The organism is Novipirellula artificiosorum (genome assembly GCF_007860135.1).
Classification (GTDB): domain Bacteria; phylum Planctomycetota; class Planctomycetia; order Pirellulales; family Pirellulaceae; genus Novipirellula_A; species Novipirellula_A artificiosorum.
The window spans coordinates 177,527-203,291 of record NZ_SJPV01000013.1; the positions used below are offsets into that span (position 1 = coordinate 177,527).

A 25,765-nucleotide genomic window follows, 5' to 3' on the forward strand; every position below is an offset into this window, starting at 1 on the left:
ATTCTTGACCCGAAAATTTCCGTCCGCGCAGAAGGCCCCCTTCCCCCGGCGATAATCGTGTCGATTGGGCGTTGCGTTTGTTTCGCGATGGGTGCGGTTAGCCGCTCGGTGAGAATGCCGCAAGAGAACGGCTCACCTTGAAAAGAAAACGGGCATGGGGCCAGCTCGACGGAATGAAGAGACGCACGCGACGCGTTGTCGCCTCGACGCGAGCGGCAACCTTGATCACCAGCGTCCGCCATGTCATCGCTCGACCGCGTCCCAACGGGTCGCTGCGACGACGTCTGTTGCGAGCGGTCTGCTTGCGATTTTCGCTTCCCGCTTCCAGCGGGATCCCGTCAACATCTGGACCGAGTTCCGGCGGTGGATCAGCGGCCACTCCGCGGAGACGCGCCAATAGATTACACGATAAAGAATGCATCATGATGCGAAACAAATTTGCCATGTAACGATGGTCACTCAAGCGATCAGCATTCAAGTCAACCGTCAATTCTTTATTGCGATTTTCGCTCTCTCCTCGATCACCATATTCCTGGTAAGTGCCATCAGGATATTGGCTGGCTCCGGGACGATTGGTGACCACGATTCGGCGATTGGTTCCTTGGTCATTGGCTTCGCATTTGATGACGAGATCACGTGCGTGGGACCACCCTCGCGCCTGATGCCTTAGATACATATAGTTCTTCGTTGGCTGTCCCGATTCTTCAAATTGCTGCAGCGTCAAACTCATCAATTCTTCGCATTTTTCCCGCATCAACTTGTTCATTTGGTAGCCGATGCTGTACGTCACCCCAAGAAGAGATTCAAGTACTTCGTAGAGATCGGGAACGGCGAATCCGGCATCGGCGCGGACGTGGATTTCGATATCCGGAAATTTCTTTCGCAACGCATTGATCACGCGAGTCAAGTCATCGGCCGCACCAAGCGATACGTGCGCTGTTCCGTGCAAGAGTACCGGCAAGACAACCTGATCGTTTTGGGCGCACGTGATCACGCGAACTTGATAAATATTCTTCTTGTAGAAGTTGTTGAAAAACGTGAGCTGTTGATCGCCGTGCGCTGAGTCGGCAAAGGTGTCGATGTCCAGGGTGATTCGGTTTGGACGCTCGTCGAATGATTCGACGAATCGGTCGATGAACCAATCTTCTAGCCGCAGCAGATCAGCGGGGGTGACCGCGTTTTCGACACGAGAGATGGTTGGCTGGCTGGCCAAGTCGCGATCATCTGGCTTGCGATCAGCGAGGAGCTTGAAGACGGGATCGCTGCGGAGCGTGTCGTGATCGTTCTGGTCTTCGTAGCCGGCGAGAATACCGAAGACACGCTGGCGAACGACGCTCAGCAGCGATTGATCGGGATCACTGCGTCCATCTTCGATCTGCTGCGTAAAGGTTTCGGTCAGTCTTAGTTTTTGGTCGAGTTGTCGGAAAACAACCAGTCCTCCATCGGAGCTAACCTGTTCGTCGACTTGCAGAATTTCAATGCCAAGTCGAGGGAAAAAATCGAACAAAGCTGGCTGTGCATCGCGTATCATAGAACTGAGCCTTTGTTGGCGTTGTAAGTTGATGTCAGATACCAACTTGGACGCTTCAAAGGCTCTTTCTGTTCAAACGTCGTGAATAATCCGGGCTAGTGCTCTTGCTGAAGTGTAGCCAGCCTACGGTGGCATCAATTATTAGCCAAGATGCGATTATGTTGTTAACGATTCATGGGGGCCACGCGGCATACTACCCAAAGGAGGTCAGCGAGTGCACCGAGAATCACGCGAAAGCGAATCAAGACAACAGTTTACGAACCTATGGCTTCAGGCCGAGCCATCGGTGTCGGCGTACGTATTCGCGTCTGTCTCCGGATTTCATGATGCCGAGGACGTGGTTCAGCAGATCGCCCAGGAACTGGCCCGGAGATTTGAGCAGTACGACCCCGACCGTCCTTTCGTGTCCTGGGCGCTTTGGATTGCCAAGTCGCGGGTGATCGATTTCTATCGGCGCAGCAGATGTGACCATTTGGTGTTCTCCGACGAGCTTCTCGACCAGCTTGGCCAGGCCATTACGGAGCAATCCACTGAACGACATGAGCGACGCGAAGCGCTGGAACAGTGCCTGGAACATCTGCCGGAGCGATCTCGTCACTTGCTCGACCTCCGCTATCTCGAGGAAATGCCAGCCAGCCAAATTGCGACCGCAACGAATTCGACGGCTGGTTCGGTTCGCGTTCTGCTTACGCGGGTTCGTGGTGCGCTGACTGAATGCATCCATCGACGACTCGCGATGGAGGCCGAGCGATGAGTGTGAATGATGAGCTGCTCGATCGATTCCTCGACGGCGATATTTCCCCGGAGGAGCATCAAAGCGTTGTGAACTGGCTGGAGCTCGACCGCGAACACGTACAGTCGCTCGCTCGGCGCGCCGAATTGCATACCGATCTGAGGAGGTCGTTGAAGCGTCGCGGCATTCAACACGAAGCGTTGAGTACCGTGCAAAAGGCGGATGAGTTGGATTTGCATGACGCCGCTGCGGCCGGTCGTGAATCTCGCTGGCAGGCGAGGCCGAGTTATGGGTTGATTGCCGCCGCACTGGCGACAGCCGCAACGCTGGCATTTGTATTCTTCGGCTTCGATGATCCAGACGGTGCGACCACAACGTCAAGCATTGCCCGGATTGTGCATCAGTCAGGCGCGCGATGGGCAAGTCAACGACAAGAAGGTGAGGTCATTGGAACCGGAATCCTACAGTTGGACGCCGGACTGGCGAATTTGAATTTCGCCAACGGTGCCTCGGTGACGTTGCAGGGCCCGTCGCAATTTGAGGTCATCAGCGGTGATCAGGCTCGGCTACACAGCGGAATCCTGACAGCCCACGTTCCGGAATCAGCGATCGGGTTTCGCATCGAGACGCCTGCCCTGCAGGTGTTGGATCTTGGAACAGCCTTTGGAGTTTCTGTCGGCAACGATGGCCTGACGAACGTCTCGGTGTTCGAAGGCGAAGTCGAGGTGAATCCGCAGGCGGAGGAATCTGGCCACGTCCTGGCACAGCGCATCGTCCAGGGCCAAGCCGTCCGTGCCACCCGAACGTCATCGACGATTGAGCCGGTCGATTTCGAAACCGGCCCATTCGAGAGAGCCTGGCCGATTAACTCCGGGGTGTTGCAAACGACCGGAGTGATGAAGTTCGTCTCGCCCGACCCAGGGTTCGTCCCAGGTCGTTATGAAGACAGCGAGCACATTGTCGTGTTTCCGGAACGGCGAGGAGTACTCCTGGACGCTGCGTTGCGTGTCGACGTCTTGGAGCCGGGAGAATACCGCCGGCTTCGCGATGAACCACCCCAATCGCTCTCCACGATGAATCCGGTGCGGAGCTACTTGCTGCAGCTCAATCCGATCGGCCGCGGACGTGCGATGGCCATGGGGCAAATCACCTTTGATCAGCCGATTCTGGGATTGATCGCGAGAACGAAGAAACTGGCTGAGTCGGACGCGGTTTTGGGGCACCCTGAAGGCGTCTACGGGCAGGATCGTCGCGGCATCGAACCTCCTCAAAGCGTTCCTCTGGAAAAGCCAGATCGAGACTCCGTGATTCTCGCCGCGGACAAACGGACACTAATCCTGAATCTGGCGGCCGGAACCGCGCTGGACCAGATCCGTGTGATTGTTGATGACTCCAGCCCGACGTGGAGCGATCAATCCGAATGAGTTCAAAGTCCTCGCTCCTTTGAAAACACCGAGCATGAATGTCAAAATCAGTCCTCGGATTAGATCGAACTTTTAATTCCCCTCACCCTACAAATTGAACTGGCTAACATGATCGCAAATCGATTGCTCGCAGCCACGCTCGTTTCAACGTGCTGGATCGCTTTTGCACAAATTGCGGCCGCACAGGGCCAGGCAACGTACGATCCCAGCGTTGAATCGCTGCAACAGTACGAGTGTCCTGAATGGTTTCGCGATGCCAAATTCGGAATCTACTTGCACTGGGGCGCCTACTCGGTCGCCGAGCGTGGCGAGTGGTACGCCAGGCGTTTGTACGAGGAGGGCGGCGAAGACTACGAATATCATGTGAAGCACTACGGCCATCCGTCAAAGTTTGGTTACAAAGATTTCATCCCCCTTTGGAAGGCCGAAAACTTTGATCCGGATGCCCTGCTGGCGCTCTTTAAGCGTGCAGGTGCAAAGTATTTTTCGCCCTGTGCGGTTCACCACGACAACTTTGACCTTTGGGACTCCAAGCACCATGAGTGGAACTCGGTCAACAAAGGACCGAAGAAAGATTTGATCGGAATGTGGCGTGATTCCACGATCAAGGCCGGGTTGCGGTTCGGTGTCACGACCCATCTTTCGCGAAGCTATAGCTGGCTGAATGTTGCCAACCAATCGGATTCCGATGGGCCGATGAAGGGCGTTCCCTACGACGGGGCGCAGGGCAAAGCAAAGGGCCTCTATCCAAGTAACGATGGACAGAGCACTCACCCTCGCGCCGCGCTGGACCCGCCGAAACAATGGCGCGAGGACTGGGCTCGTCGAATCAAACAGCTCGTCGACGACTACCAGCCGGATCATCTGTACTTCGATTGCTCCGTACCGTTTCGTGGAGCCGATCAGGGGCAGACAGGCATGGATGTGATCGCGGACTTTTACAATCGGCGTCCGGAGGGTGTGATGTGCGTCAAAGAACGCCCCTGGCAGGGACTGTATGCGGACGGAATGACCACGCTCGACTACGAACGTGGGAAAGCCAGTCACATCCTCGCCGAGCCCTGGCAAACGGATGATTCCATCGGTTCGTGGGGCTACAACAAATCGAGTCCCTACACGACAGCTGACACACAAACCGACAAACTGATCGACATCGTCAGCAAGAACGGAAACTTGTTGTTGAACATTCCCATCCGGGCTGACGGGACACTCGATGCACAGGCTACACAGATTCTTGAGGACATGGGGGACTGGCTGAGAATCAACGGCGAGGGAATCTATGGCACTCGACCGTGGTACGTGTTTGGCGAGGGCAAGACGAACGAGATCCCACACTTTGTGGTCGAGTCACCGTTTACCTGGCGCGATGTTCGATACACGACAAAGGGTGAATACCTCTATGCGTTTCTCCTTGACTGGCCGCCCAAGAACAGGCCGCATGTCGAATTTGCGTTTCTTTCTCCTGGGAATACGCGGATCGGCGAGATTCAATCTGTCGAACTGCTCGGCCATGAAGGCGACGTCCAATGGGAATCCCATCCTGACGGATTGCGAATCAAGATGCCGAAAGAAAAACCGTGCGATTTCGCGTATTGCTTGAAGATCCATCTTCCCAAAAAGTAATGCAAGCTCCCAGTCAGGCCATCACGCGTTCAACCATGCCCCTAATACAACTCAATCCATCGATGAAGTTTGCATTCTTACTGATCCTGTTGTCGCTCGCGGCGCAAGGTCTCACTCAAGACGCATCGGCCGCAGAGAATCGCCCAAACATTCTGTTCATCATCGCCGACGATCAGTCGCCGTTTGATCTCAAGGTCTACAACCCCGATTCGACGCTGCAGACTCCCCATCTCGACGCCCTGGCAGCCGGTGGAATGGTGTTCGACGCCGCGCATCATATGGGTGCCTGGACGGGCGGTGTCTGTACGCCGTCAAGGCATATGGTCATGTCGGGTCGCACTCTCTGGCACATCCCCAACAAACCGGGGCGAGTCAACAACCCGCACATCACGAACCCCGTGTTGGTACCTCCTGATTTGGCGGCGTTCACGCTGCCGGCGGTCTTCAATCGTGGCGGCTACGACACGGTGCGGACCTGTAAGAACGGCAACTCCTTCGAAGCGGCCAATAAGCTGTTTGCGGTCCGTAGTGATAAGACCCGGCGGGGAGGAACCGACGAAACAGGCAGTGCATGGCACGCTGAGCAGGTGCTCGACTACCTCAAAGAACGAGAAGCGTCCAAGGACGCGGATCCGTTTCTGATCTACTTCGGTTTCTCACATCCCCACGACGTGCGCGACGGCAAACCGGAACTCTTGGCCAAGTACGGTGCGGTGAACCACACCGACAAGAGCGTCCTTCCGCCCGCCGATTCTCGGCAACCGCCGTTACCGCCCAACTACCTGCCGGGCCACCCGTTCGACAACACGCACATGACCGTGCGAGACGAAGTGAACGTGAGTGGTGTGTGGAACAAACGTGACCCGCGGACCATCCGAAATGAACTGGGGCGAGAGTTCGCGTGCAGCGAAAACATCGACATCCAAATCGGGCGCGTGCTTGAAAAACTTGAGGCGATGGGAGAGCTGGACAACACCTATATCTTCTATACCGCGGATCACGGGATGGCGATCGGACGTCACGGATTGCAGGGAAAGCAGAATCTCTATGAACACACCTGGCGTGTTCCCTTTATCGCCAAGGGACCCGGTATCCCTTCGAATTCGCATGTGACAGGCAATATCTATCTGCTCGATGTGCTGCCGACACTGTGCGATCTGGCCGGGATCGATTCACCACCGACCACTGAGGGCACGAGTTTCAAGCCACTTTTGGAAGGCAACAGCGACTCGGTGCGAGACGTCCTGTACGGCGTTTACTGCGGCGGAGCTAAACCGGGCATGCGCTGCGTCAAACAAGGTGACTGGAAACTGATCAAGTACGAGTCCTCAAAAGAGAATCTACGAGAAACTCAGTTGTTCAACTTGGCGGAGAACCCGCACGAGTTTCTTCAGCAACACCACGATCCCAATGTCATGGCAGTCTCAGGCATCAAGCCATCTGAGTCTCAAACCAACCTCGCGGACGACCCTCGCTTCGCAGTGAAACTGGCCGAAATGGAGGCGTTGCTGCTGGCCGAAATGCGGCGGCACGACGACCCCTATCGGATGTGGAACCAACCCGATGACGGCCTGACACCGCCGGCACGCGCAAGCGATTCGGGAACCAAGACAAGAAAAAGGCCGATTAAGGCCAGGTAACCGAGAACCTTCCCGACGATCGCATTTACAACGAGACCGACCGACCGTAATGAAAACTCTATTCACATTGTTCCCGATGCTCGTGGCATTGCCGACCGCGTTGCACGCCGTCGACGTCGCCCCAACGAAGCGTCCGAACGTGCTGTTCATCATCAGCGATGATCAGGAGCGTCGGGAATTCAACTTCCTTGTGGAGGGACGCGACGAGGAAGGCAAGCCTCGTAATCTCAGTCCCAACCTCGATCGTCTTGCGTCCGAAGGCGTTGTCTTTCCATACCAATATGTGACGAGCCCGGTCTGCACTCCGTCAAGATTCACCGCCTTGACTGGTACCTACGCCAGTCGCTCAGCGAATTTTGAAAAGACGGTCAACAGCAACGGGCAAGTCAATATTACTTGGAACTGCCACATCGATCCGCAAACTCCTAACCTTGCACGGACTTTGCAGCAGGCCGGGTATCTCACCGGTGCTGTTGGCAAGAACCATGTTATTGAAGTGAAAGGTGTCGGCCGCAACGAAGGTCCCGCAGATGATGCTGACCCAAATAGCCCCGCTGTCGCGGCTTACTATGCGGGCAAGCAGAGAAAGCTGGTTGAAGCGTTTCAAGCAAACGGATTTGATTTCGCGGCAAGCCTGTATCACGGAAACTTGCCCGGTCACACGTGCAAGGCTCTCGAATTCCACAACATGGACTGGATCACAGGTGGCGCAATCGATTTCCTGGACCAGTGGAAGGACACGGAACAACCGTTCTTTCTTTACATGGCGACTACTTTGAACCACGGTCCGGGACCGCGTTATAAAAAATACACCGGCGATCCATTGGCAACTCCGGCCGGCTTGCTCGAAAAGCCGCTCGATGTTCAACCCGCTCGCAATACGATTCCACAGCGAGTCAGAGAGGCAGGCCTGGCGGATCAGCCAACCGCAAACGATGTCCTGTGGCTCGACGATGGAATTGGCGCGGTCCTTGAAAAACTCAAATCACTTGGTGCACTGGAAAACACGATCGTCTTTTTCTTTGACGATCACGGCGTCGAAAGTGGCAAAGGTTCGTTGTACGAAGGCGGTATCAAGTCAGTCAGTTTTGTTTGGTCCCCGAAATACGTTCAGGGAGGCCGAAAGTCGAAGGTCAATCTCTCCAACATCGATTTCGCACCAACGATTATGGAACTGTGCGGCGTACCCAAAGCAAAGCAGCATGCGACTGATGGCAAAAGCTTTGTTTCGGTCCTGAAAGGCAGCGACCAGCAGATTCACGATCACCTGTTCTTCGAAATCGGTGCCACTCGCGCCGTGCTGAAGGATGGCTGGAAGTATCTCGCCTTCCGGTTGCCCGATTCGCTTCCAACAAATCCGTCCAAACCGTTCACTCACCTCGCCGACCGACCGGGTGGACGTGGGTCAGAAGGTCCGGCCAAAGAGTTTTACCCCAACTATTACGACCGCGACCAGTTTTACAGCATCACCGCTGACCCGCTGGAACGAAACAACCTGTTCGATGACCCCACGCAGCAAACACGTGTTGGAGAGATGCAACAGTTGCTTCGAGAAGCAGTCGGAAACGTGCCCGGTTCGTTCGCCGAGTTCACTCAAGAGCAGCCGTAACTCTTGGTTGATTTTGCGTGCATTGTGGTCGCGCAAAAGTCGCTGCATTAAGGATGCAGATCACTCGTAACACTTGTTATCCAAAAACACTAGACATGAAACGCCTCCACCATTACGTCATTTTACTGACCCTCATCGCTGGCCTTGCCGGCACGCGTGCGATCGCGGATGAACCCTACAAGCCCACGTGGGACTCGCTTTCGACGAACGCTCTCCCCGAATGGGTCAAGGATGCGAAGTTCGGCGTCTACACGCACTGGGGTGTCTTTTCCGTGCCTGCCTATGGCGGCCCCGACTACGTCCGGAATCTCTACGAAGGTTCTCGAAAAGACGCGAAGGGTGTGTTCACGTATCACACTGAAAAGTATGGGCCACTTGAAAAGTTCGGCTACAAGGACTTCATTCCGATGTTCACGGCGCCCAAGTTCGACGCCGACGAGTGGGTCGGCCTGATGCACGAAGCCGGTGCGAAATTCGGCGGCATCTGCCTGATTCATCATGACGGATTCGCACTGTGGGATAGCAACGTCAATCCTTGGAATTCGGCCCAGATGGGCCCGAAGCGAGACGTCTATGGCGAAATCGCCGCCGCCGTGCGGAAGCATGACGACATGAAGCTGTTGGCGACATTTCATCACGGCCGCAGCTATGGGTACACGACCGGTGGAATGAAGGAGAAGGACGTCACTGAGCAAATGCGAAAGACATGGGACGTCCTTGATCCGAAGTACAAGGAACTGTATTGGAATCAATGGACGGGGACGACAGAAGAGTTTACCGATCAATGGAGGGCCAAGATCACCGAAGTCGTGGACACCTACAAACCAGACATGATCTGGTTTGACGGATTGCGAACGTCGATGCGAGGCAATCACCCGCCGGAATCAGTCGTCTTGGATGTCATCTCGCATTACTTCAATCAAGCCAAAGCGGTTGACCAGCCGGTAACGATTTGCAACAAGCATGGTGGTGAATTCAATTTCCCTGCCCCAGTCGGTCTGAAGTGCTACGAAAATGGTCGCGACATGCCGACCGATGTCGGCCCGTGGTTCTTGATCGACCGCGCAATCGCGTATCCTTGGAGTTATGTCAACGGCAAGAAATACAAAGACGGCGCCGACTATCACGTACGCAGCATTGTGGACGTGGTCAGCCGGGGGGGCGTCTTTCTGTTGTCGCTGACGCCAAAGGGCGATGGTTCGATCCCGCCGGAGGAGCAAGAGATCATGCGTGGCATCGGCCGCTGGATGAAGGTCAACGGTGAAGCCATCTACGGAACGCGACCATGGAAGATTCACGCCGAAGGTCCAACGGTCACACGAGGGCTCAAACGCAACAACAAAGGCGAAGAGAAAGAGCAGTGGGACTGGAGACAGAAGTTTACGTCGCAGGACATCCGCTTCACCACAAACGACGACACGCTCTACGCGATCGCTTTGGATTGGCCTGAAGATGGCGTGTTGACGGTCGAATCACTCGCCGAAGGTGCCGACGTGAACATCAAATCGATCGACCTGGTCGGACACGAAGGCGCGTTGCAGTGGCGGCAAACCTCCGAAGGATTGGTCGTGACGCTTCCGTCCCAACAACCGTGCGAATTCGCGTACGCGTTAAGGATTTTGACCAAATGAGGCGAGGGAATAGACTCTCGTTGTTGGTTTTCACCCTGCTTGCAGGGATGTTGCCCTCTGCAACCGTTTCGTTCGCCGCCAGCGAAACGCGACCTACTATCGCTATTGGATGCATATGAAGCATCACTATAACCCGGCGCATTTCGGAATCCGCACAAAGCAGTGGAAGCTGATCTTCTTCTACGGTGTGGACGAAAAACCGGGGAAAGGGGCGGCACCGACTCCTCCCGCTTGGGAACTTTACGACGTCAAGAGCGATCCCCTGGAAATGAACAACCTCTACGGCGATCCCCAATACACCGACATCGCCGCACAGCTGAAGGAGCAGTTGAAAGCGACACGCGCCGAGGTGAAGGATTCGGATGCGGACTATGCTCATGTGGCGGGGATTATTTCCAGGCACTGGGAGGGTGGCGAAGAAGAGGCAATCCGTCTCTCGCACAAAGCCGCCAGAAACCTGATCAACAATAAACGACAGAAGGGCGAGACGGAATGAACTTTGTGAAACGAATCGTGTTTGGCGTGCTTTTCTCGATCGTGACTGCCCTGGTTTGTCATGGAGCCGAGCGTCCCAACATCATCCTGATGATGGCTGATGACATGGGCTATGGCGACACGGGTTTCAACGGCAATGAAATCATCAAAACACCAAACTTGGACCAGATGGCCAAGGATGGTGTGAAGTTGACTCATTTTTATGCCGGAAACGCGGTCTGCTCGCCAACCCGCGGCACCTGCCTGACCGGCCGGCATCATCATCGCTACGGGATCTGGACTGCGAATGCCGGACATCTGCCGAAGCAAGAGATCACGCTTGCGCGAATGCTAAAGGGGCAGGGCTACGCGACGGGGCACTTCGGAAAGTGGCATCTCGGAACGCTCGACAAGGTGATTTCCTCCAAAGGGGCGGGACGCAAACCGGAGCAAAATTTTGCGCCGCCGTGGGAGCGCGACTACGACCGATCGTTCGTCACCGAATCTGCCGTGAACCTGTGGAATCCCGGCACGGGCAATCGCTCGAAAAACAATCCGTTTTATGACGATGGAAAGGCGCTTGCGCCCGAGGATCCACGACTGGCCGGCGGGGCCGCGCGTGTGGTGGTGGATCAGGCCGTTCCGTTTATGGAAGAAGCGGTCGCGGACGGAACGCCATTCTTCTCCGTGGTTTGGTTTCACGCGCCGCACGAGGACATCGAGGCCGGACCGGAATACCTGAAGCTGTACGAAGGCCACGGCGAAGGGGCTCATTATTTCGGCTGCATCACGGAGCTCGACGAACAGGTCGGTCGAATTCGCGCCAAGCTCAAGGAGTTGGACGTCGCAGAAAACACGCTGATCTTTTTCTGCTCCGACAACGGCCCCGAAGGGAAAGCTCCTGCCAAACGGCGGCAGGGCGTGACCGCGGGTTTGCGCGGCCGAAAACGCGACCTCTACGACGGCGGAGTGCGCGTTCCCGCGCTGGCCTGTTGGCCGGGAAAATTTACCGCGGGCAAGGTCGTGGAAACGCCACTTTCCACACTCGACTATTTTCCAACCATTCAGAATCTGACCGGTTACCAAATGCCCGACACACGCCCGATCGACGGGCAGGACATCTTGTCAATCATCGCGGGAAATCTGGATCAACGCGACAAGTCGATTCCGTTCATTCGCGGCAACGAGGTGTCCTTGGTCAAGGGACACTTCAAAATGGTGCAGCCCCAAGGAGAGCTCTACGATCTCTCCAAGGATTGGGGCGAGAAACGTGATGTCGCGGCCGCTCACCCCGAGCGCGTCGAATTGATGAGCAGGGAAATCGAGGCCTATCTCGCAAGCTTCAAGGTCAGTCATTCCGGTGCCGACTACGACGATCCATCGTTCAAGCCCGGAGGCAAGTGGAAAAATGTCGGTGGAAAAAGGTGATCCAATTCCGCACCGTGGCGACATCAACTCTTCGGACTCTCAGAGGAAGAACGCGATGAAACTTGATTTGCGAATCGTCTTGATGCGCGTCGTCTTCGCGTCGATGGTTGGGCGATCCCCCGCGCAAAAGCTGATGCGATTGCTGGTTCTAGCGACAGCTGCTCTCTGGAGTGTCGACGGCTGGAGCGGCGACACCGAACGCCCCAACATCATCCTGATGATGGCCGACGACTTGGGCTACGGCGACACCGGCTTCAACGGCAATGAGATCATCAAGACGCCACATCTGGACAAGATGGCCAGGGACGGCGTGAAGCTGACCCATTTCTACGCGGGCGGTCCGGTCTGTTCGCCGACGCGCGGTACGTTCCTGACCGGACGCCACTATTACCGCTATGGCATTTGGTCGGCCAATGTGGGGCATTTGCCAAAGCAAGAAATCACGCTGGCACGCTTGCTGAAGAGCAAGGGGTACACGACTGGCCATTTCGGCAAGTGGCATGTCGGTACGTTGAGCAAGACACACTCGACGAAAGGGCCCGGCCGCAAGCCCGCAGAAAATTTTGCACCACCTTGGGAGCGTGATTATGACCGTTCGTTTGTCGTCGAATCGTCCGTCTCGACCTGGGACCCCGGCAGCGACAAGAACCCGTTTTACGACAACGGCGTCACACTGGCCGGCAATGATCCAAGCTTGCTCGGTGGGGCGGCCCGAGTGGTGGTGGATCGCGCCGTTCCGTTTATGGAGCAGGCCGTAAAAACCGACACCCCGTTTCTGGCGGTTGTCTGGTTCAACGCCCCACACGAGCCGATTAAAGCCGGGCCGGACTATCTTGCCATGTATGAAGGCCACGGTGAGGCAGCGCACTACTATGGCTGCATCACCGAACTTGACGAGCAAGTCGGACGGATTCGAAAACGTCTCCGGGACTGGGGCATCGCGAACAACACGTTGCTCTGTTTCTGCTCGGACAATGGGCCGGAAGGGAAAGAGCCCAAGGGGAAAAAGGCTGGCGTGACCGCCGGACTACGCGGCCGCAAACGCAGCCTTTATGACGGTGGCGTTCGAGTGCCAGCCCTTGCGGAGTGGGCGGGGCGAATCAAGCCTGGTTCGGTAAGCGATACTCCGTGCTCAACGCTCGACTATCTTCCAATGGTTGCCAACCTGACGGGCTATCAGATGCCCGACGACCGTCCGATCGATGGGCAAGATCTGATGCCGATTCTGACCGGTCAGACCACCGAACGTAAAAAGGCGATTCCGTTCCGCGCACGCGGCAACGCGACCCTCGTCAAGAACCGGTACAAGATGGTGTTACCCAAAGGCGAACTGTATGACCTTTCCAAGGATTGGAGCGAAGAAAACAACATTGCCACCGGCCATCCCGAACGCGTGGAAACCATGACGAGAGAATTGATGGCGTACCTTGACAGCATGCAAAAAAGTCATGCCGGGGAGGACTACAGTGACCCATCGTTTAAGCCGCTGGATGAATGGGATGCTTTCAGGAAGAAACGCGAACCATCAAAACGTAAATAATTAGTGATCGCAAAGAGGCAATGAAACAATGAACAGGATCAGTCTTCTATTCGTCACCCTGACGATCATGATGCAGTGCGTCATCGCCCAAGCCCCTTACCAAGCCACCTGGGAATCGATCGCCCGGGCTCCCGTGCCGCAATGGTGGGGCCAGGGAAAGTTCGGGATCTTCATTCATTGGGGACCCTACAGTGTTGCCGGATACAAGTATCGAAACCGAGGATATGCCGAAGCGATCACAAGCGATCTGTACAAGAACCCGGACAACTACCTGGAGTTCATGACTGCGAAGTTCGGCGCCGCGCCGCCAGAGTTCGGTTACAAGGACATGGTTCCGCTCTTCAAGGCAGACAAGTGGGATCCCGCTGCGTGGGCGAAGCTATTCAAGGAGAGTGGTGCGAGGTACGTGATTCCGACCGGCGAACACCACGACGGCTTTGTGCTCTGGGATTCCGACCTGACACCCTGGACCGCCACGAAGAAAGGCCCGATGCGAGATCTGATCGGGGATCTGGCAAACGCGGTGCGCGCCGAAGGTCTGAAGTTTGGCGTCTCGTACCATCGGGAGCGACATCCGAATCGCTTCACGTCTGAGTTCATCGTTGATGCCGAACCTTTCGAGCAAGTCGCGGAAGAAATCCGACGCATGCCGGAATCCGAATCACTGTATGGACCGTTTCAATACAGTGACGAATTCATCCAAGACTACGTCGCGAGATGGGTGGAGATCCAAAATCAATACCGACCCGATTTCATGTGGATCGACGACGTGCCCATTTTCTATCGAGCTGCGGACGATCCCCAGGTTGATAAGTTTCAGATCGCCTTTCGGAAGATGATTGCCGGATATCTTAACGCCGGCCAAAAGTGGGGCAAAGAGGTTTACTTCAACAACAAGGGCAAACAGGCGAACTGGCCGTTGGGCGTTGGTTGTCGCGAAGCGGATAATCTGCAAATGGAAACGATTGGCCCACGTTGGCAAAACCCCGCCACGCTGGGGACGTCTTACGCCTACATGGCGACTGAAGAAGAAGGGGATCTTTATAAGTCGTCGTCGGAGTTGGTTTGGCTGTTGTGTGACGTGGTGAGCAAGAACGGGAACCTGTTACTGAATATTGGTCCCAGGGCCGATGGAACGATTCCCGAAGGCATGCAACGTCGCTTGCGCGACATGGGTGCCTGGCTGGAACTGAACGGTGAGGCGATCTATGGTTCGTCGCCGTGGAAGGTGTTCGGCGAGCATGAAGGCGAAATCGTTGAAGAAGAGGACGTGTTCTATACCAAACACGCGATGCGAGTCCATGAAAGGGAAATTCGCTTTACCACGAAACCGGGGGCGATTTACGTGATCGATCTGCAACCCAATGGATCCAACGTCTCGCTGAAGACGTTTGCAGAATTTGACGAGACGATCGAATCGATTTCGTTATTGGGTTCCGAACGCCCGGTGCAATGGAATCTCACGTCCAGCGGCTTGGTACTCACGCCACCGCACGGTGCGGCGTTGCGTCATGCGGCTGTCTACAAAGTCACATACGAAGAATCGAAAAACGAGTTGATAGGGAACCAATGAATTCGCACTTTTCGAAGTACTGCGTTTCACTCTGCCTCACCTTCGTCTCCGGCGGCTGGGCGATGACCGCTCAGGCTCAAGCCGAGCAGCCAAACATCGTCTATATCTTGGCCGACGACATGGGCTATGGCGACGTCAGTGCATGCAATCCCGACAGCAAAATCCAAACGCCGAATATTGATCGGCTTGCCCGTGAGGGCATGCAGTTCATCGACGCACACACGAACTCCAGCGTCTGTACCCCGACACGCTATGGAATCCTGACCGGTCGCTACTGCTGGCGGACGGAGAAGAAGAGCGGAGTGCTGCATGGCCACAGTGACCATTTGATCGATCCAGGTCGAGAAACGGTTGCTTCGTTCTTAAAGGATCAGGGCTACGCAACGGCATGTATCGGCAAGTGGCACTTGGGGATGGACTGGACGTCGGGCGACGGACTGAAGGTCAACGAGTCAAGCGGGAAGAACGTGGATTTCGATCAGCCTATTGCTAACGGCCCGCTCGACCGTGGGTTTGAATATTACTTTGGTATCAGTGCCTCGCTGAACCATGCGCCGCATGCGTACGTCGAGAACCGGAAGGCGCTTGGCGAACTCTCCTGGCTGGAAGGCAATACGGCGCGCAAAGAAAGAAACATAAACGGTAAGGATGGTTGGGTCGCGGACAACTACCATCAGGCCGAAGTCCTTTCGACGTTTACCGAGAAGACGATCGACTGGCTGCAGCAACATCATAGCGATGCCTCGCAGCAGCCCTTCTTCGTCTACATGCCGCTGAGTGCTCCACACGCGCCGATCGTTCCAAATGAGAACTTTCAGGGCAAGAACCCAATCGGAGCGTACGGCGACTACTGCATGGAAGTCGATTGGGTGGTGGGGGAAGTCCTCAACGCCCTTGAAGATCTAGAGCTCACGGACAACACGCTTGTTATTTTTACTTCCGACAATGGCCCTTCGCCCCAGGCCAAACTCGATCGTCTACAGGCTCACGGCCATTACGCTTCGGCTAACTTTCGAGGTCTGAAGGGCAGCCTGTGGGAAGCGGGACATCGAGTTCCGTTTCTGGCTCGATGGCCTGCTGTTGTCAAACCGGGTACGGTTTCCGACCAGGTGATCTGCACGACAGACCTGCTGGCAACCGTCGGGGAAATGCACAACGCAAAGTTACCGGACCATGTAGGCGAAGACAGCGTGAGCTTTCTTCCGGCGCTACAGGGAAAGCCAATCCCAGGTAATACCGATCGCGGCGTCGTCCATCATTCCGATTCGGGAGTGTTCGCCATTCGTCGCGGGAAATGGAAGGTGGTTTTTGATCCGGCGGGCGGAACTCGTCGCAATAACCCGAAAGACCCGCCGATCAAGAATCCAGCCGACATCCAACTCTATGACATGGAGCACGATAGCGGTGAGTCGACCAACCTGCAGGCCCAGCACCCTGAACAGGTAGATGCCCTCGGACGCCTGCTTGGAGAGTTTGTCGCGCGGGGCCGGAGCACACCGGGGGCGGATAGAAAGCATCCCGAGGTGAAACGCTGGACTCAGCTCGACGCGATTCGCAGATACTTGAAAGATTCGGCAAACACCGGAGAACCTCACAAGGGCCGCTCATGAAAATTTATGCAGTACTCGTCGCCGCGCTGATTGCGGCGATCCCGACCTCATTGGGCGCCCAGCGGCCGAACATCATTCTGCTGCTGACCGATGACCAGAATTACGACACGCTTGCGTTTACCGGTAACGACCAAGTCAAAACGCCCAATCTGGACCGCCTCGCTGGCGATGGCCTCGTCTTCCATTCCGCCTATGACACCACCTCGATCTGCATGGCGAGCCGTGCCCAGGTGATGACGGGAATGTATGAGTACAAGACGGGGTGCAATTTTAGTCACGGCCCGCTGACGACCGACAAGTGGAAAAAATCCTATCCGGTATTGATACGAGAGGCCGGCTATCACACGGGATTCGTGGGGAAATTCGGGTTCAGTGTGAAGGAGCCGGGAGGTCCGTCCAACTATCACTCCAACGAAGACCTGCCGATCGATGCGTTCGATGTCTGGCTCGGCTGGCCGGGTCAGGGAAGCTACAAGACGGAGGAAAACGAATTTGTTCGGTCCTACGCTGGCAAGTACCCGCATGTGACGCGCGCACTCGGCGCGGCGTCGCAAGACTTCATCAAAGGCGCAAAAACCACGGGAAAACCGTTCTGCCTGTCAGTCAGTTTCAAGGCGCCCCATGGTCCGATGTCACCCGACCCGGCATTCGATGACGTCTACGCCGACACGGCTTGGAAGACGATGCCCAATCACGGCGAAAAGGGCGCGGCGCATCTACCCGAGCAGGCGAAAAGCGGACGCCAGTATCGGAAGCTACGAGATTTCTCGGGTGAGAGATATCAGTCAACGATGCGGAAGTATCAACAGCTCGTCCACGGGATCGACCACGCGGTCGGTATGATCCGCGCTGAATTGGAAACGCAGGATCTGGCCGACAATACCGTGATCCTGTTTCTGACCGACAATGGATACAACTGCGGATCACACGACTTCGGAGGGAAGGTTCTTCCGTACGAGGAAGGGAGTCGGTCGCCGATGATCATCTACGACCCCCGTCACCCGGTTTCCGGTGCGGGTAAGAGTTGCAACGCAGTGGTCGGCAACATCGATGTCGCTCCGACGATGCTGGAACTCGCTGGTCTGCCGACACCGGAGAACATGGACGGGCGAAGCCTTTTCCCGTTGCTCGACGACCCATCGTCCAAGGTCCGAGATGCTCTGCTCCTGATCAACGTCTGGGGCGACGCTCCAACCCACTCGTTAGGAATCGCAACGGAGGACTACAAATACATTCATTGGCCCTACGCGCAAAACATGGCACCGCAAGAAGAACTCTACGACCTCGCTGCGGACCGCTACGAAATGCAGAATCTCGCGGGATCCCCCGAACACAGCCAGGCCCTCGAGAGTCTGCGGAGACACCACGACGCCGCCCTTGCGGTCTGGAAAGCCGAATGTGTTTCCTCCGGTGGCTACGGTCAATATGCGGACATCTTCGATCGAGAACTCGCGTGGGACAAGAAACTCGCCGCGATGGAAACTCGCACGCGGCGGACCTTCTCGGAGTGGAAGCCAGGCGTCGACGTGGCAAACGGCGAAACAAAAATCAAGAAGCCGAATCCGAAGAAAGCAGAGCGGGCCGCCGCGCGGGCAAGGAAACTCGCCGAGCGCGAGAAAGAGAAAGCTGATCATGAAAAATGAGAAACCGGTAAGGAGGTGAATAATGAGACGCTTAATACTGCTTCTTGCATTGCTGCTTGAGTTGCCGTCATTTAGCAGGGCCGAATTTCCAGCGCTGGTTCCCCAGGAAAAGCCGGACTACCCGGTAAGTGCAGCAGTCGCGCGGTTGTACGATCAGTGGAATCCACACGAGGATCGCGGCAACGAACTTTATTCCAATTTCAAGTACACGCCGCTCAAGGGGCTGGAACTGACACCCAATATCTCGCGGCGCGATCCTACCAAGGTGCTGTTGATTGATGGCGTCTACCACGTCTGGTACACCGGCCGCCGTTCGCAGTCCGCGCCGGTGGGCGTGCAGGACGCGACCGACGTCAAGCCCGGCACAGACTGGGACTTGGCTGACATCTGGCATGCGAGCAGCAAAGACGGTTGGAATTGGGTAGAGGACAAGGAACCCGCAGTGCGACGCCCGCCCAAACCGGAGCAGGGCTTTCGCTCCATCTGCACGCCGGGCATTCTGGTTTGGAAGGGCAAATACTATCTCTACTTCCAGGCCTACAGCCCGATGGTTGGCGGTCAGGTCTGGTGCCCGGTGCGCGTCGCCTCTGCCGATACGCCCGACGGCCCTTGGAGGCACCACCCGGATCCGGCGTTGGTGCCGAGCCCTCCCGGTTCCTGGGGCAGTATTAAGATCAACGACCCGTGCCCGGTCGTGCATCACGGCAGGATTCTGATCTACTACAAGGGTGCCCCGATCGAGCGCGGCCCGGAATATGTGTTGCGCATGCAGGGTGTGGCCTTCTCTGACAATCCGCTTGGCCCGTTCGAGGCGTCGAAGCTGAACCCCGTCATCAACTCCGGCCACGAGACCTGCGTGTTTCCGTTCAAGGACGGTGTGGCTGCCCTGGTCGCGTTAGACGGTCCTGAAAAGAATACGATCCAGTGGTCACCCGACGGTGAAAACTTCCGGGTGATGTCCATGATACAGATCCCTCCGATCGCTCCTGGCCCTTATTGCCCGGATGCTTTTTCCGACAGCGGAGACGGACGCGGCTTCACATGGGGACTGTGCCACATCAATCCTGACGGCGGAGGTGCGGCGAACGAATCGATCTTAGCGAGGTTTGATTGCGATCTGTCGCTTGACGTCAATCGGGAGAGTTTCAAACGCAACAATCTGCGTTTCGATGAACAGACCTATCTTCAGAAGGACGTCGCCTTGCCCCGGTTCCTCAAAGATCTGATTCTCAAGGAGCAGAAGACGCTGGATATAGAGACGATTCGATGAGAAAGAACGTGTGGAGCACCGCCCAACCTGAAACAACCACAACTCACAAACAGAAATGAAATCCAGATGACCCAATACGGTCCACTGTCAGCGCTAATGTTTGCCGGTTTACTGACGCTGCTTCCCACCAACTCGCGCGCCGGTCGGCCGAACATTGTATTGATTCTGGCCGACGACGTGAGTGCCGACATGTTCTCGTGTTATGGACAACCGGGGACAGCGAAAACGCCCAACATTGATCGAATCGCCGGCGAGGGGATTCAGTTTCGCACCTGTTTTGCGCCGGCGATCTGCGGTCCGTCCCGGGCGCTATTGATGACCGGTGTCTACGGCAACCGCACTGGCGCGTTCCGTAATGACATGTGGGCATTCGACTCCCGCGGTACACTATTTACCGCTCAACACAGCTGGGCAAAGCTGATACGTGACGGTGGCTACAAAACAGCAGTCGCTGGGAAGTGGCACTGCAGCGCCAAGGAGCCATGGGAGTCGGAAGTCGGCTTCGACGAGTACTGCATGTACGAGGGACCAGACAAGATCAAAGGCCACTTTGGCATCGACGTCATCGCCAGCGGCCTCCGCAAGGATGTCGAACTGCCCGACGTACGTTACTGGTATTCGTCGATGGTTCAGAATGGCAAGTATGTCGAAGTCACTGAGAACGATTTCGGCCCCGACCAACGCTGTGAGTTCCTCATGGACTTCATGGAACGTAAGACGAAAGCAAGCGAACCGTTTGTAGCCTATTGGCCGACCGTGATCCCTCACGGTCCCTATTCCACCACGCCGGATGCCGGTGCGGTGATGGATATCGAACTGCAAAAGCCGGATACGAGCGGAATGACCAGAGAGGAAAGGAAGCTAGCACTCGATCAATACAGCCAGAAGCAACGACAACGTTTCGTCAACTTGATTGAGTACATGGACAAGTTGATCGGCAAGCTGATCGTTAAAGCGGAAGAACTGGGCATTTACGAGAATACGTACTTCATCTTTTGCGCAGACAACGGGACGGCAGTGACCGCCAAGGATCGCGGTGTCGAAAGGGGAGTGCACGTGCCCTACGTCGTGAAAGGTCCGGGTGTGAAGCGGCGAGGAATCACCAGTGAGCTGACGGACTTCGCCGACATTGCCCCCACCTTGCTGGATATGGCAGGAGTCGAGCATCCCGCAGACGTTTTGTTTGACGGTAATAGCCAGTTGCCGTTTCTTACCGGCCAAACCGACAAGCACCGCCAGTGGATCTACGCCTACACGGGACCCGTCCAGGTGCTTCGAACCGAGAACTATCTGCTGGAAGCTCGTTCGCCGTTCTACGGCAAACCGGACGGGCGATTCTATTTGACAGGAGACAATCGATTCGGTCGCGGTTACGAGCGAGTTGACGATTTACCCGATCACGCGGAGGAGCGAGCACGGTTCGAAAAGATCATTCGGAACCTGCCTTCGCACTTGGATCACGATCATTCCTTCTGGACTTCAAAGCTCGGAAAGAGATGGCTTGCCCAAAATTCAGACATCAGTGAGCTGGCCAACAAACAACTTTACAACCATCCGGACTACTCCTTCTACGACGAAAACGATTGAAGCGTCCGTTACAAAATGAAGCCAATACTCCGTTTACGACTCCCTGCAATCACGTGCGTTGCGTTTGCATTGTGTGTCGCGTCCGCTGCCGCGGGCGAAGCTTACTATGTCGCACCAAACGGTGACGATTCTCACCCCGGCACCATGGCCAGGCCGTTCCGCACGATTCAACATGCGGTCGATCTGGCCAGCGCTGGCACGACAGTCGTCATCCGGGGCGGCAGGTACCATGAATCAGTGGTCCTTTCCGGCGTGCTCGGATCTGCGAAAGCTCCCGTTACGATCACCGCTTTCCCAGGCGAATCGGTAACGATGGATGGAACGCGGTCGATCGAGGAGCTGAGCTCGACGGGATGGACTCGCCACCAAGACCACATCTACCGAACGGTCCTCGCCCAGGATGTCTGGCAATTGTTCGCGGACGGTGAATTGATGATCCCCGCTCGCTGGCCGAATGCCTTTTTCCACGACAACACTCTCTGGGACCAGGAAACGCATTGGGCGCGAATCGATTCTGGCAAGACGACCACTGGTCTGATCACTGACAGTCCCACAACTCATCACAAACTCTCGGCGCTGCCGTTTAGTGTTACGGCAGCGATGGCAGTACTGAATATCGACAGTTTCCGGACGTACACCCGAAGAGTGTCGAAGCACGCTCCCGGAGCAGCATCGTTTTCGGTCACCCCGGTATCGTCCGTGCGGCCCACCGACGGATACTACTTCCTCGAAGGCAAGTTGGAGTTGCTGGATTCCGCTCGTGAGTGGTTCTTGGACCCAGCCACAAAAGCACTGTATTTGTGGGCCGATGCAGGTGAACCGCCCGGCGCGAGTGTCCGTGGCAAAGTCCAAGATTTCGCCTTTTACGGAAACCAGTGCAATCATGTGCGCATTGAGGGTTTGCAGTTCTTTGCAACGGCCTTCAATTTTGTGAACAGCCCCCACATGACGATCGAAGGATGCGACTTCAGGTTTGCCGGCTGTAGTAAGCGAATGCTCGGCATCGAGGCGGTACCGCTAACGTGCAGCATCGTCGGTCCCGACTCGGGCGCTTTTGCATCAGTGATCGATTGCACGTTCCGTTACTCTGAATGCCACGCCGTCTATTTGGACGGTGCGGGCAATCGGATCGAAAACTGCCTGTTCGAGCGGATCGACTGGAGTTGTTCGCAACTGCCCCGCCTGATGTCTACGGTTTACATGCATGGTGACGCTCCCACGTTCCGTCGCAACACCGCGCGGGCCTGCGGCGCGTCGGAGTTTATTGAGTTTACTGCGCCCCCATTGGTCGAATTGAACGATTTCTCGGAGATCGGACTCGTGCAAAACGATGGCGCCATCGTGCAACTCACTCGCGGAGCGCAAAGCGGCAGCGAAACTCGTTACAACTGGTTTCGTAATACGACCAAGAATGGAGCAAGGTTCGATGCTTCCACGGCTATCGGAAGCCCCACCGGGTCGGGTGGCCTGATGCATCACAACATCAGTTTGAATACCCGCTGCGGACTGATGATCAAGGGCGACAACCATCGCTGCTACAACAACACGACCATCGGCAGTCGCAATAACGGCATTGTCGTTCTGGATGACGCGATCTCACACAATAATGGAACGGTCACACGCAACAACGCGGCGGAAAAGCTTTCCGGGCACCGCGCAGCAAAACAGGTCCTTCCGGGAATCCACGGTCACAATTGGAACGGCTACGACCATGATCCGAAAGGAAAGACGCCTCCGTTGCGCGACCCTGACAATCTTGATTTCCGCCCCCGCCCGGATTCAGAACTGGTCGACCGGGGCACGCCGGTCGACCCGATCACCGATGGTTTCGTCGGCAAAGCGCCCGATAGTGGCGCCTACGAATTTGGTGATTCACGGTATTGGATTCCGGGCCGCCAGCACGATACGGCGACCACCCCGATTCCTCCCAACCTTGGCACCGGGGTCAAGTCCGATGCCGACTTGATGTGGTTGGCTGGTAAGGAAGCCACCGCGCACCGCGTTTACTTCGGAACGGGCTCACAAAGCTTGACTTTTCAGAAACGGCAGGCCAACAATATTTTCTCACCGGGCACGTTACTCACCGGGACTACCTACTACTGGCGCGTCGATGAAGTCACTCCTTCCGGAACCATCACAGGTTCGGTGTGGTCGTTTACCGTCTCCGCAAATGCGAATCCCCTCGATTGATGAATCGCGATGACAGGCTCATCTAGATCGAGGCAATCTTTCACATTCTACCGTACATATTCGCCATGAACACGTTGAACGTAATGACGCAACGCCTGCTGATTCGAACTCTGTTCATCCTATTCGGCGTGTGGGCGACGACTGTTACAACCGTTGCCGACACATTGCCGAACATGATCTTCATCATGACAGACGATCAGGGTTGGGGCGACGTCAGCTACAACGGACATCCAAAGATCAAAACGCCGAATCTTGATGCCATGGCCGCGTCGGGAATCCGTTTCGACCGATTCTACGCGACGGCATCCGTTTGCAGCCCCACACGCGCGTCTTGTCTCACGGGACGAAACAATTGGCGCATGAACATCAGCAATCCGATGCGAGCTGATGAAGGACATCTTCCGCAGGAAGAAATCACAATCGCAGAAGCGCTCAAAGCCAAGGGATATGCGACGGGCCATTTCGGCAAGTGGCACGTCGGCGGCTTTGATGCCGAGACGGCCGGATCGCATGTCATGCCGCCGTGGGAGGCCGGGTTCGACGAATGTTTCTCAACCCACAACGTCATTGTGACTCATGATCCTTATGCAAAGCTTGGCAAAGGCGGCATCAAGGCCTGTTATTGGCACAACGGCCGGAACATTCCACTCGATGAGGGCCAAAACGATCCAAGTTTGCGCGGCGATGATGCTGCGATCGTGATGACCAAAGCCGTCGACTTCATCCGCGAGCAGGCAGCGGCAGAGAAACCATTCCTGGCATTGGTTTGGTTTCACAACGTGCACACGCCACTTGGCAAGAACACCGAACTGATGAAGCAGTACGCTGATTGCGATCCGAAAGAACAGGTCTACTTCAGCAACATCACCGCCGTTGATACGCAAGTCGGAGTGTTGCGCGCGGAGCTTCGCGAACTCGGTGTAGCGGACAGTACGATGGTCTGGTTCACCAGTGACAACGGACCTAACTTGAAAGGCAAAAAGGATGTGAAACTCGCGGCCGCGCAGGGTGGGAAATTTGCCTACACACCGCTCGGTTCCAGCGGGGCCTTTCGGGGCTGGAAGCGAGATTGCTACGAAGGCGGCCTCCGCATGCCGGGTATCCTCGAATGGCCCGCAGGTATCACACGCCCGTTCGCGACCGAATTCGCGGCGGTGACCAGCGACTACTTCCCCACCGCTCTCGACGCGGCCGGAATCCCATTACCAACGGATCGCCAATACGACGGCATCAGCTTGCTCCCATTGATCGAAGGACTCGAAACCGAACGCAAGAGTCCGATCGGATTTCACTGCAATGGCATGCAAGCCTGGACGGAGAATCGGTACAAAATCGTACGCACCATCAAGGCGAAAAAGAAGTCTTCGGCCCAGTGGGAGCTATACGACCTGATTGCCGATCCCTTTGAAGAGAATAGTCTGGCACCGAAGCATCCTGAAATCGTCCAACGCATGTCCGGTGATTTCGCCAAATGGGCTGAATCTGCCCAAGCTGACCAGCAAAAGGTGATCGCCCAACACTACCTTCTCGGGTCGACACCACTAAGGAAAAGGGACGTCGAATCCAACAATAGTCCCCGGCGCCTACGGGCGGATGCGAATCCTTAGAGCTTCTTGCTCTTGATGCACGCAACTCGCGGCGGTTGGACCAACCGCCAGCTCGAAACGATTTCTATTCAGCGCGGAGGTGATGCAGACCGAAGCGAGTTTCAGCCACTCCGCTTGCGCCACCCGGCGGCCGACACCGGCAACCAAATTTCGCACTCTCCCCGATCGATGAAACCAGATGCAGTTGGCTGAATGCCATTCGTGCAGGCGGAATGACGATACGGATCGAAATGCGGAATGTGTCAGCGAATTTGAGCCGACATATTTTGCAATCTTGTGAATGGAGCCAGCATTATCGGGTGCCAGCCCTCCGAAACCCCATAGGCATCAAGTTACGACATAGCCAAGTCGGCGCGATTTTTTCCGCATCTCTCGCTATGTATTGATGAGGTTTCCGTGCGGCAACATGTCAACAAGATAAGCCCTTTTGGTAGACATGAAGGGACAAGGGCTCGGTGCCTCACCAGCCAAGAAGATCATGTTGTTACTTGTGACAAAGTTTGATCAAATTGATCATCTTGAATATCCTGTCTTGATTCGTCGCTACTTGTCCCACTGCTTAAGCAGACGCACCGCTGCTCGAATCCGTTCTTGCTGGCAGACGTAGTCGCAACAACTAGGATACTTCGCTTGCAGCTCCGGGGACTTATCC

16 protein-coding genes and 1 pseudogene are annotated in these 25,765 nt (G+C 55.9%); 16 read left to right on the top strand and 1 reads right to left on the bottom strand.

What is annotated here, in order from left to right:
• Positions 1-97: 97 nt before the first annotated feature.
• A complete protein-coding gene (locus tag Poly41_RS27385; protein ID WP_146530546.1) occupies positions 98-1,531 on the bottom strand; it encodes an IS1380 family transposase in 1,434 nt (477 codons plus the stop codon).
• 214 nt (positions 1,532-1,745) lie between these two features.
• Between Poly41_RS27385 and Poly41_RS27390 the strand changes: the two genes are divergently transcribed.
• The 16 genes and pseudogenes from Poly41_RS27390 (at position 1,746) to Poly41_RS27465 (ending at position 25,113) form a co-directional block, all read left to right on the top strand.
• Positions 1,746-2,285 carry a sigma-70 family RNA polymerase sigma factor gene (locus Poly41_RS27390; RefSeq protein ID WP_146530547.1) on the top strand — a complete coding sequence of 180 codons (540 nt, stop codon included), beginning with the start codon at positions 1,746-1,748 and terminating at the stop codon, positions 2,283-2,285.
• Positions 2,282-3,688, top strand: coding sequence for a FecR family protein (locus Poly41_RS27395; RefSeq protein ID WP_197231682.1), 1,407 nt, complete (start codon positions 2,282-2,284; stop codon positions 3,686-3,688). The genes Poly41_RS27390 and Poly41_RS27395 overlap by 4 nt, the downstream gene beginning before the upstream one ends.
• Before the next feature lie 108 nt (positions 3,689-3,796).
• A complete protein-coding gene (locus Poly41_RS27400; protein WP_146530549.1) occupies positions 3,797-5,311 on the top strand; it encodes an alpha-L-fucosidase in 1,515 nt (504 codons plus the stop codon).
• A gap of 35 nt (positions 5,312-5,346) precedes the next feature.
• Positions 5,347-6,951, top strand: coding sequence for a sulfatase-like hydrolase/transferase (locus Poly41_RS27405; RefSeq protein ID WP_146530550.1), 1,605 nt, complete (start codon positions 5,347-5,349; stop codon positions 6,949-6,951).
• A 49-nt stretch (positions 6,952-7,000) separates the two neighbouring features.
• Positions 7,001-8,560, top strand: coding sequence for a sulfatase family protein (locus Poly41_RS27410; RefSeq protein WP_146530551.1), 1,560 nt, complete (start codon positions 7,001-7,003; stop codon positions 8,558-8,560).
• A 95-nt stretch (positions 8,561-8,655) separates the two neighbouring features.
• Positions 8,656-10,191, top strand: a complete 1,536-nt coding sequence (locus Poly41_RS27415; protein WP_197231683.1) for an alpha-L-fucosidase — start codon at positions 8,656-8,658, stop codon at positions 10,189-10,191.
• An 88-nt stretch (positions 10,192-10,279) separates the two neighbouring features.
• A pseudogene (locus Poly41_RS27420) lies at positions 10,280-10,687 on the top strand (sulfatase/phosphatase domain-containing protein); the annotation flags it as partial.
• Complete coding sequence (locus Poly41_RS27425) at positions 10,684-12,093, top strand: sulfatase family protein (protein ID WP_197231684.1); 1,410 nt, start codon at positions 10,684-10,686, stop codon at positions 12,091-12,093. The pseudogene Poly41_RS27420 and the gene Poly41_RS27425, both read left to right, overlap by 4 nt.
• A 55-nt stretch (positions 12,094-12,148) precedes the next feature.
• Positions 12,149-13,633, top strand: a complete 1,485-nt coding sequence (locus tag Poly41_RS27430; RefSeq protein WP_231615989.1) for a sulfatase family protein — start codon at positions 12,149-12,151, stop codon at positions 13,631-13,633.
• A gap of 28 nt (positions 13,634-13,661) precedes the next feature.
• Positions 13,662-15,206 carry an alpha-L-fucosidase gene (locus Poly41_RS27435; protein WP_146530554.1) on the top strand — a complete coding sequence of 515 codons (1,545 nt, stop codon included), beginning with the start codon at positions 13,662-13,664 and terminating at the stop codon, positions 15,204-15,206.
• Entirely contained in the window at positions 15,203-16,816 is a 1,614-nt protein-coding gene (locus tag Poly41_RS27440; RefSeq protein WP_197231685.1) for a sulfatase family protein, read from the top strand. The genes Poly41_RS27435 and Poly41_RS27440 overlap by 4 nt, the downstream gene beginning before the upstream one ends.
• On the top strand, positions 16,813-18,459 hold the full coding sequence (locus Poly41_RS27445) for a sulfatase family protein (RefSeq protein WP_146530555.1): 1,647 nt from the start codon (positions 16,813-16,815) through the stop codon (positions 18,457-18,459). The genes Poly41_RS27440 and Poly41_RS27445 overlap by 4 nt, the downstream gene beginning before the upstream one ends.
• A gap of 22 nt (positions 18,460-18,481) precedes the next feature.
• A complete protein-coding gene (locus Poly41_RS27450; RefSeq protein WP_146530556.1) occupies positions 18,482-19,729 on the top strand; it encodes a glycoside hydrolase family 117 protein in 1,248 nt (415 codons plus the stop codon).
• A 66-nt stretch (positions 19,730-19,795) separates the two neighbouring features.
• Entirely contained in the window at positions 19,796-21,316 is a 1,521-nt protein-coding gene (locus tag Poly41_RS27455; RefSeq protein ID WP_146530557.1) for a sulfatase-like hydrolase/transferase, read from the top strand.
• A 15-nt stretch (positions 21,317-21,331) separates the two neighbouring features.
• Entirely contained in the window at positions 21,332-23,506 is a 2,175-nt protein-coding gene (locus Poly41_RS27460) for a right-handed parallel beta-helix repeat-containing protein (protein ID WP_146530558.1), read from the top strand.
• 65 nt (positions 23,507-23,571) lie between these two features.
• Positions 23,572-25,113, top strand: a complete 1,542-nt coding sequence (locus Poly41_RS27465) for a sulfatase family protein (RefSeq protein ID WP_146530559.1) — start codon at positions 23,572-23,574, stop codon at positions 25,111-25,113.
• The last annotated feature ends 652 nt before the right edge of the window (positions 25,114-25,765 follow it).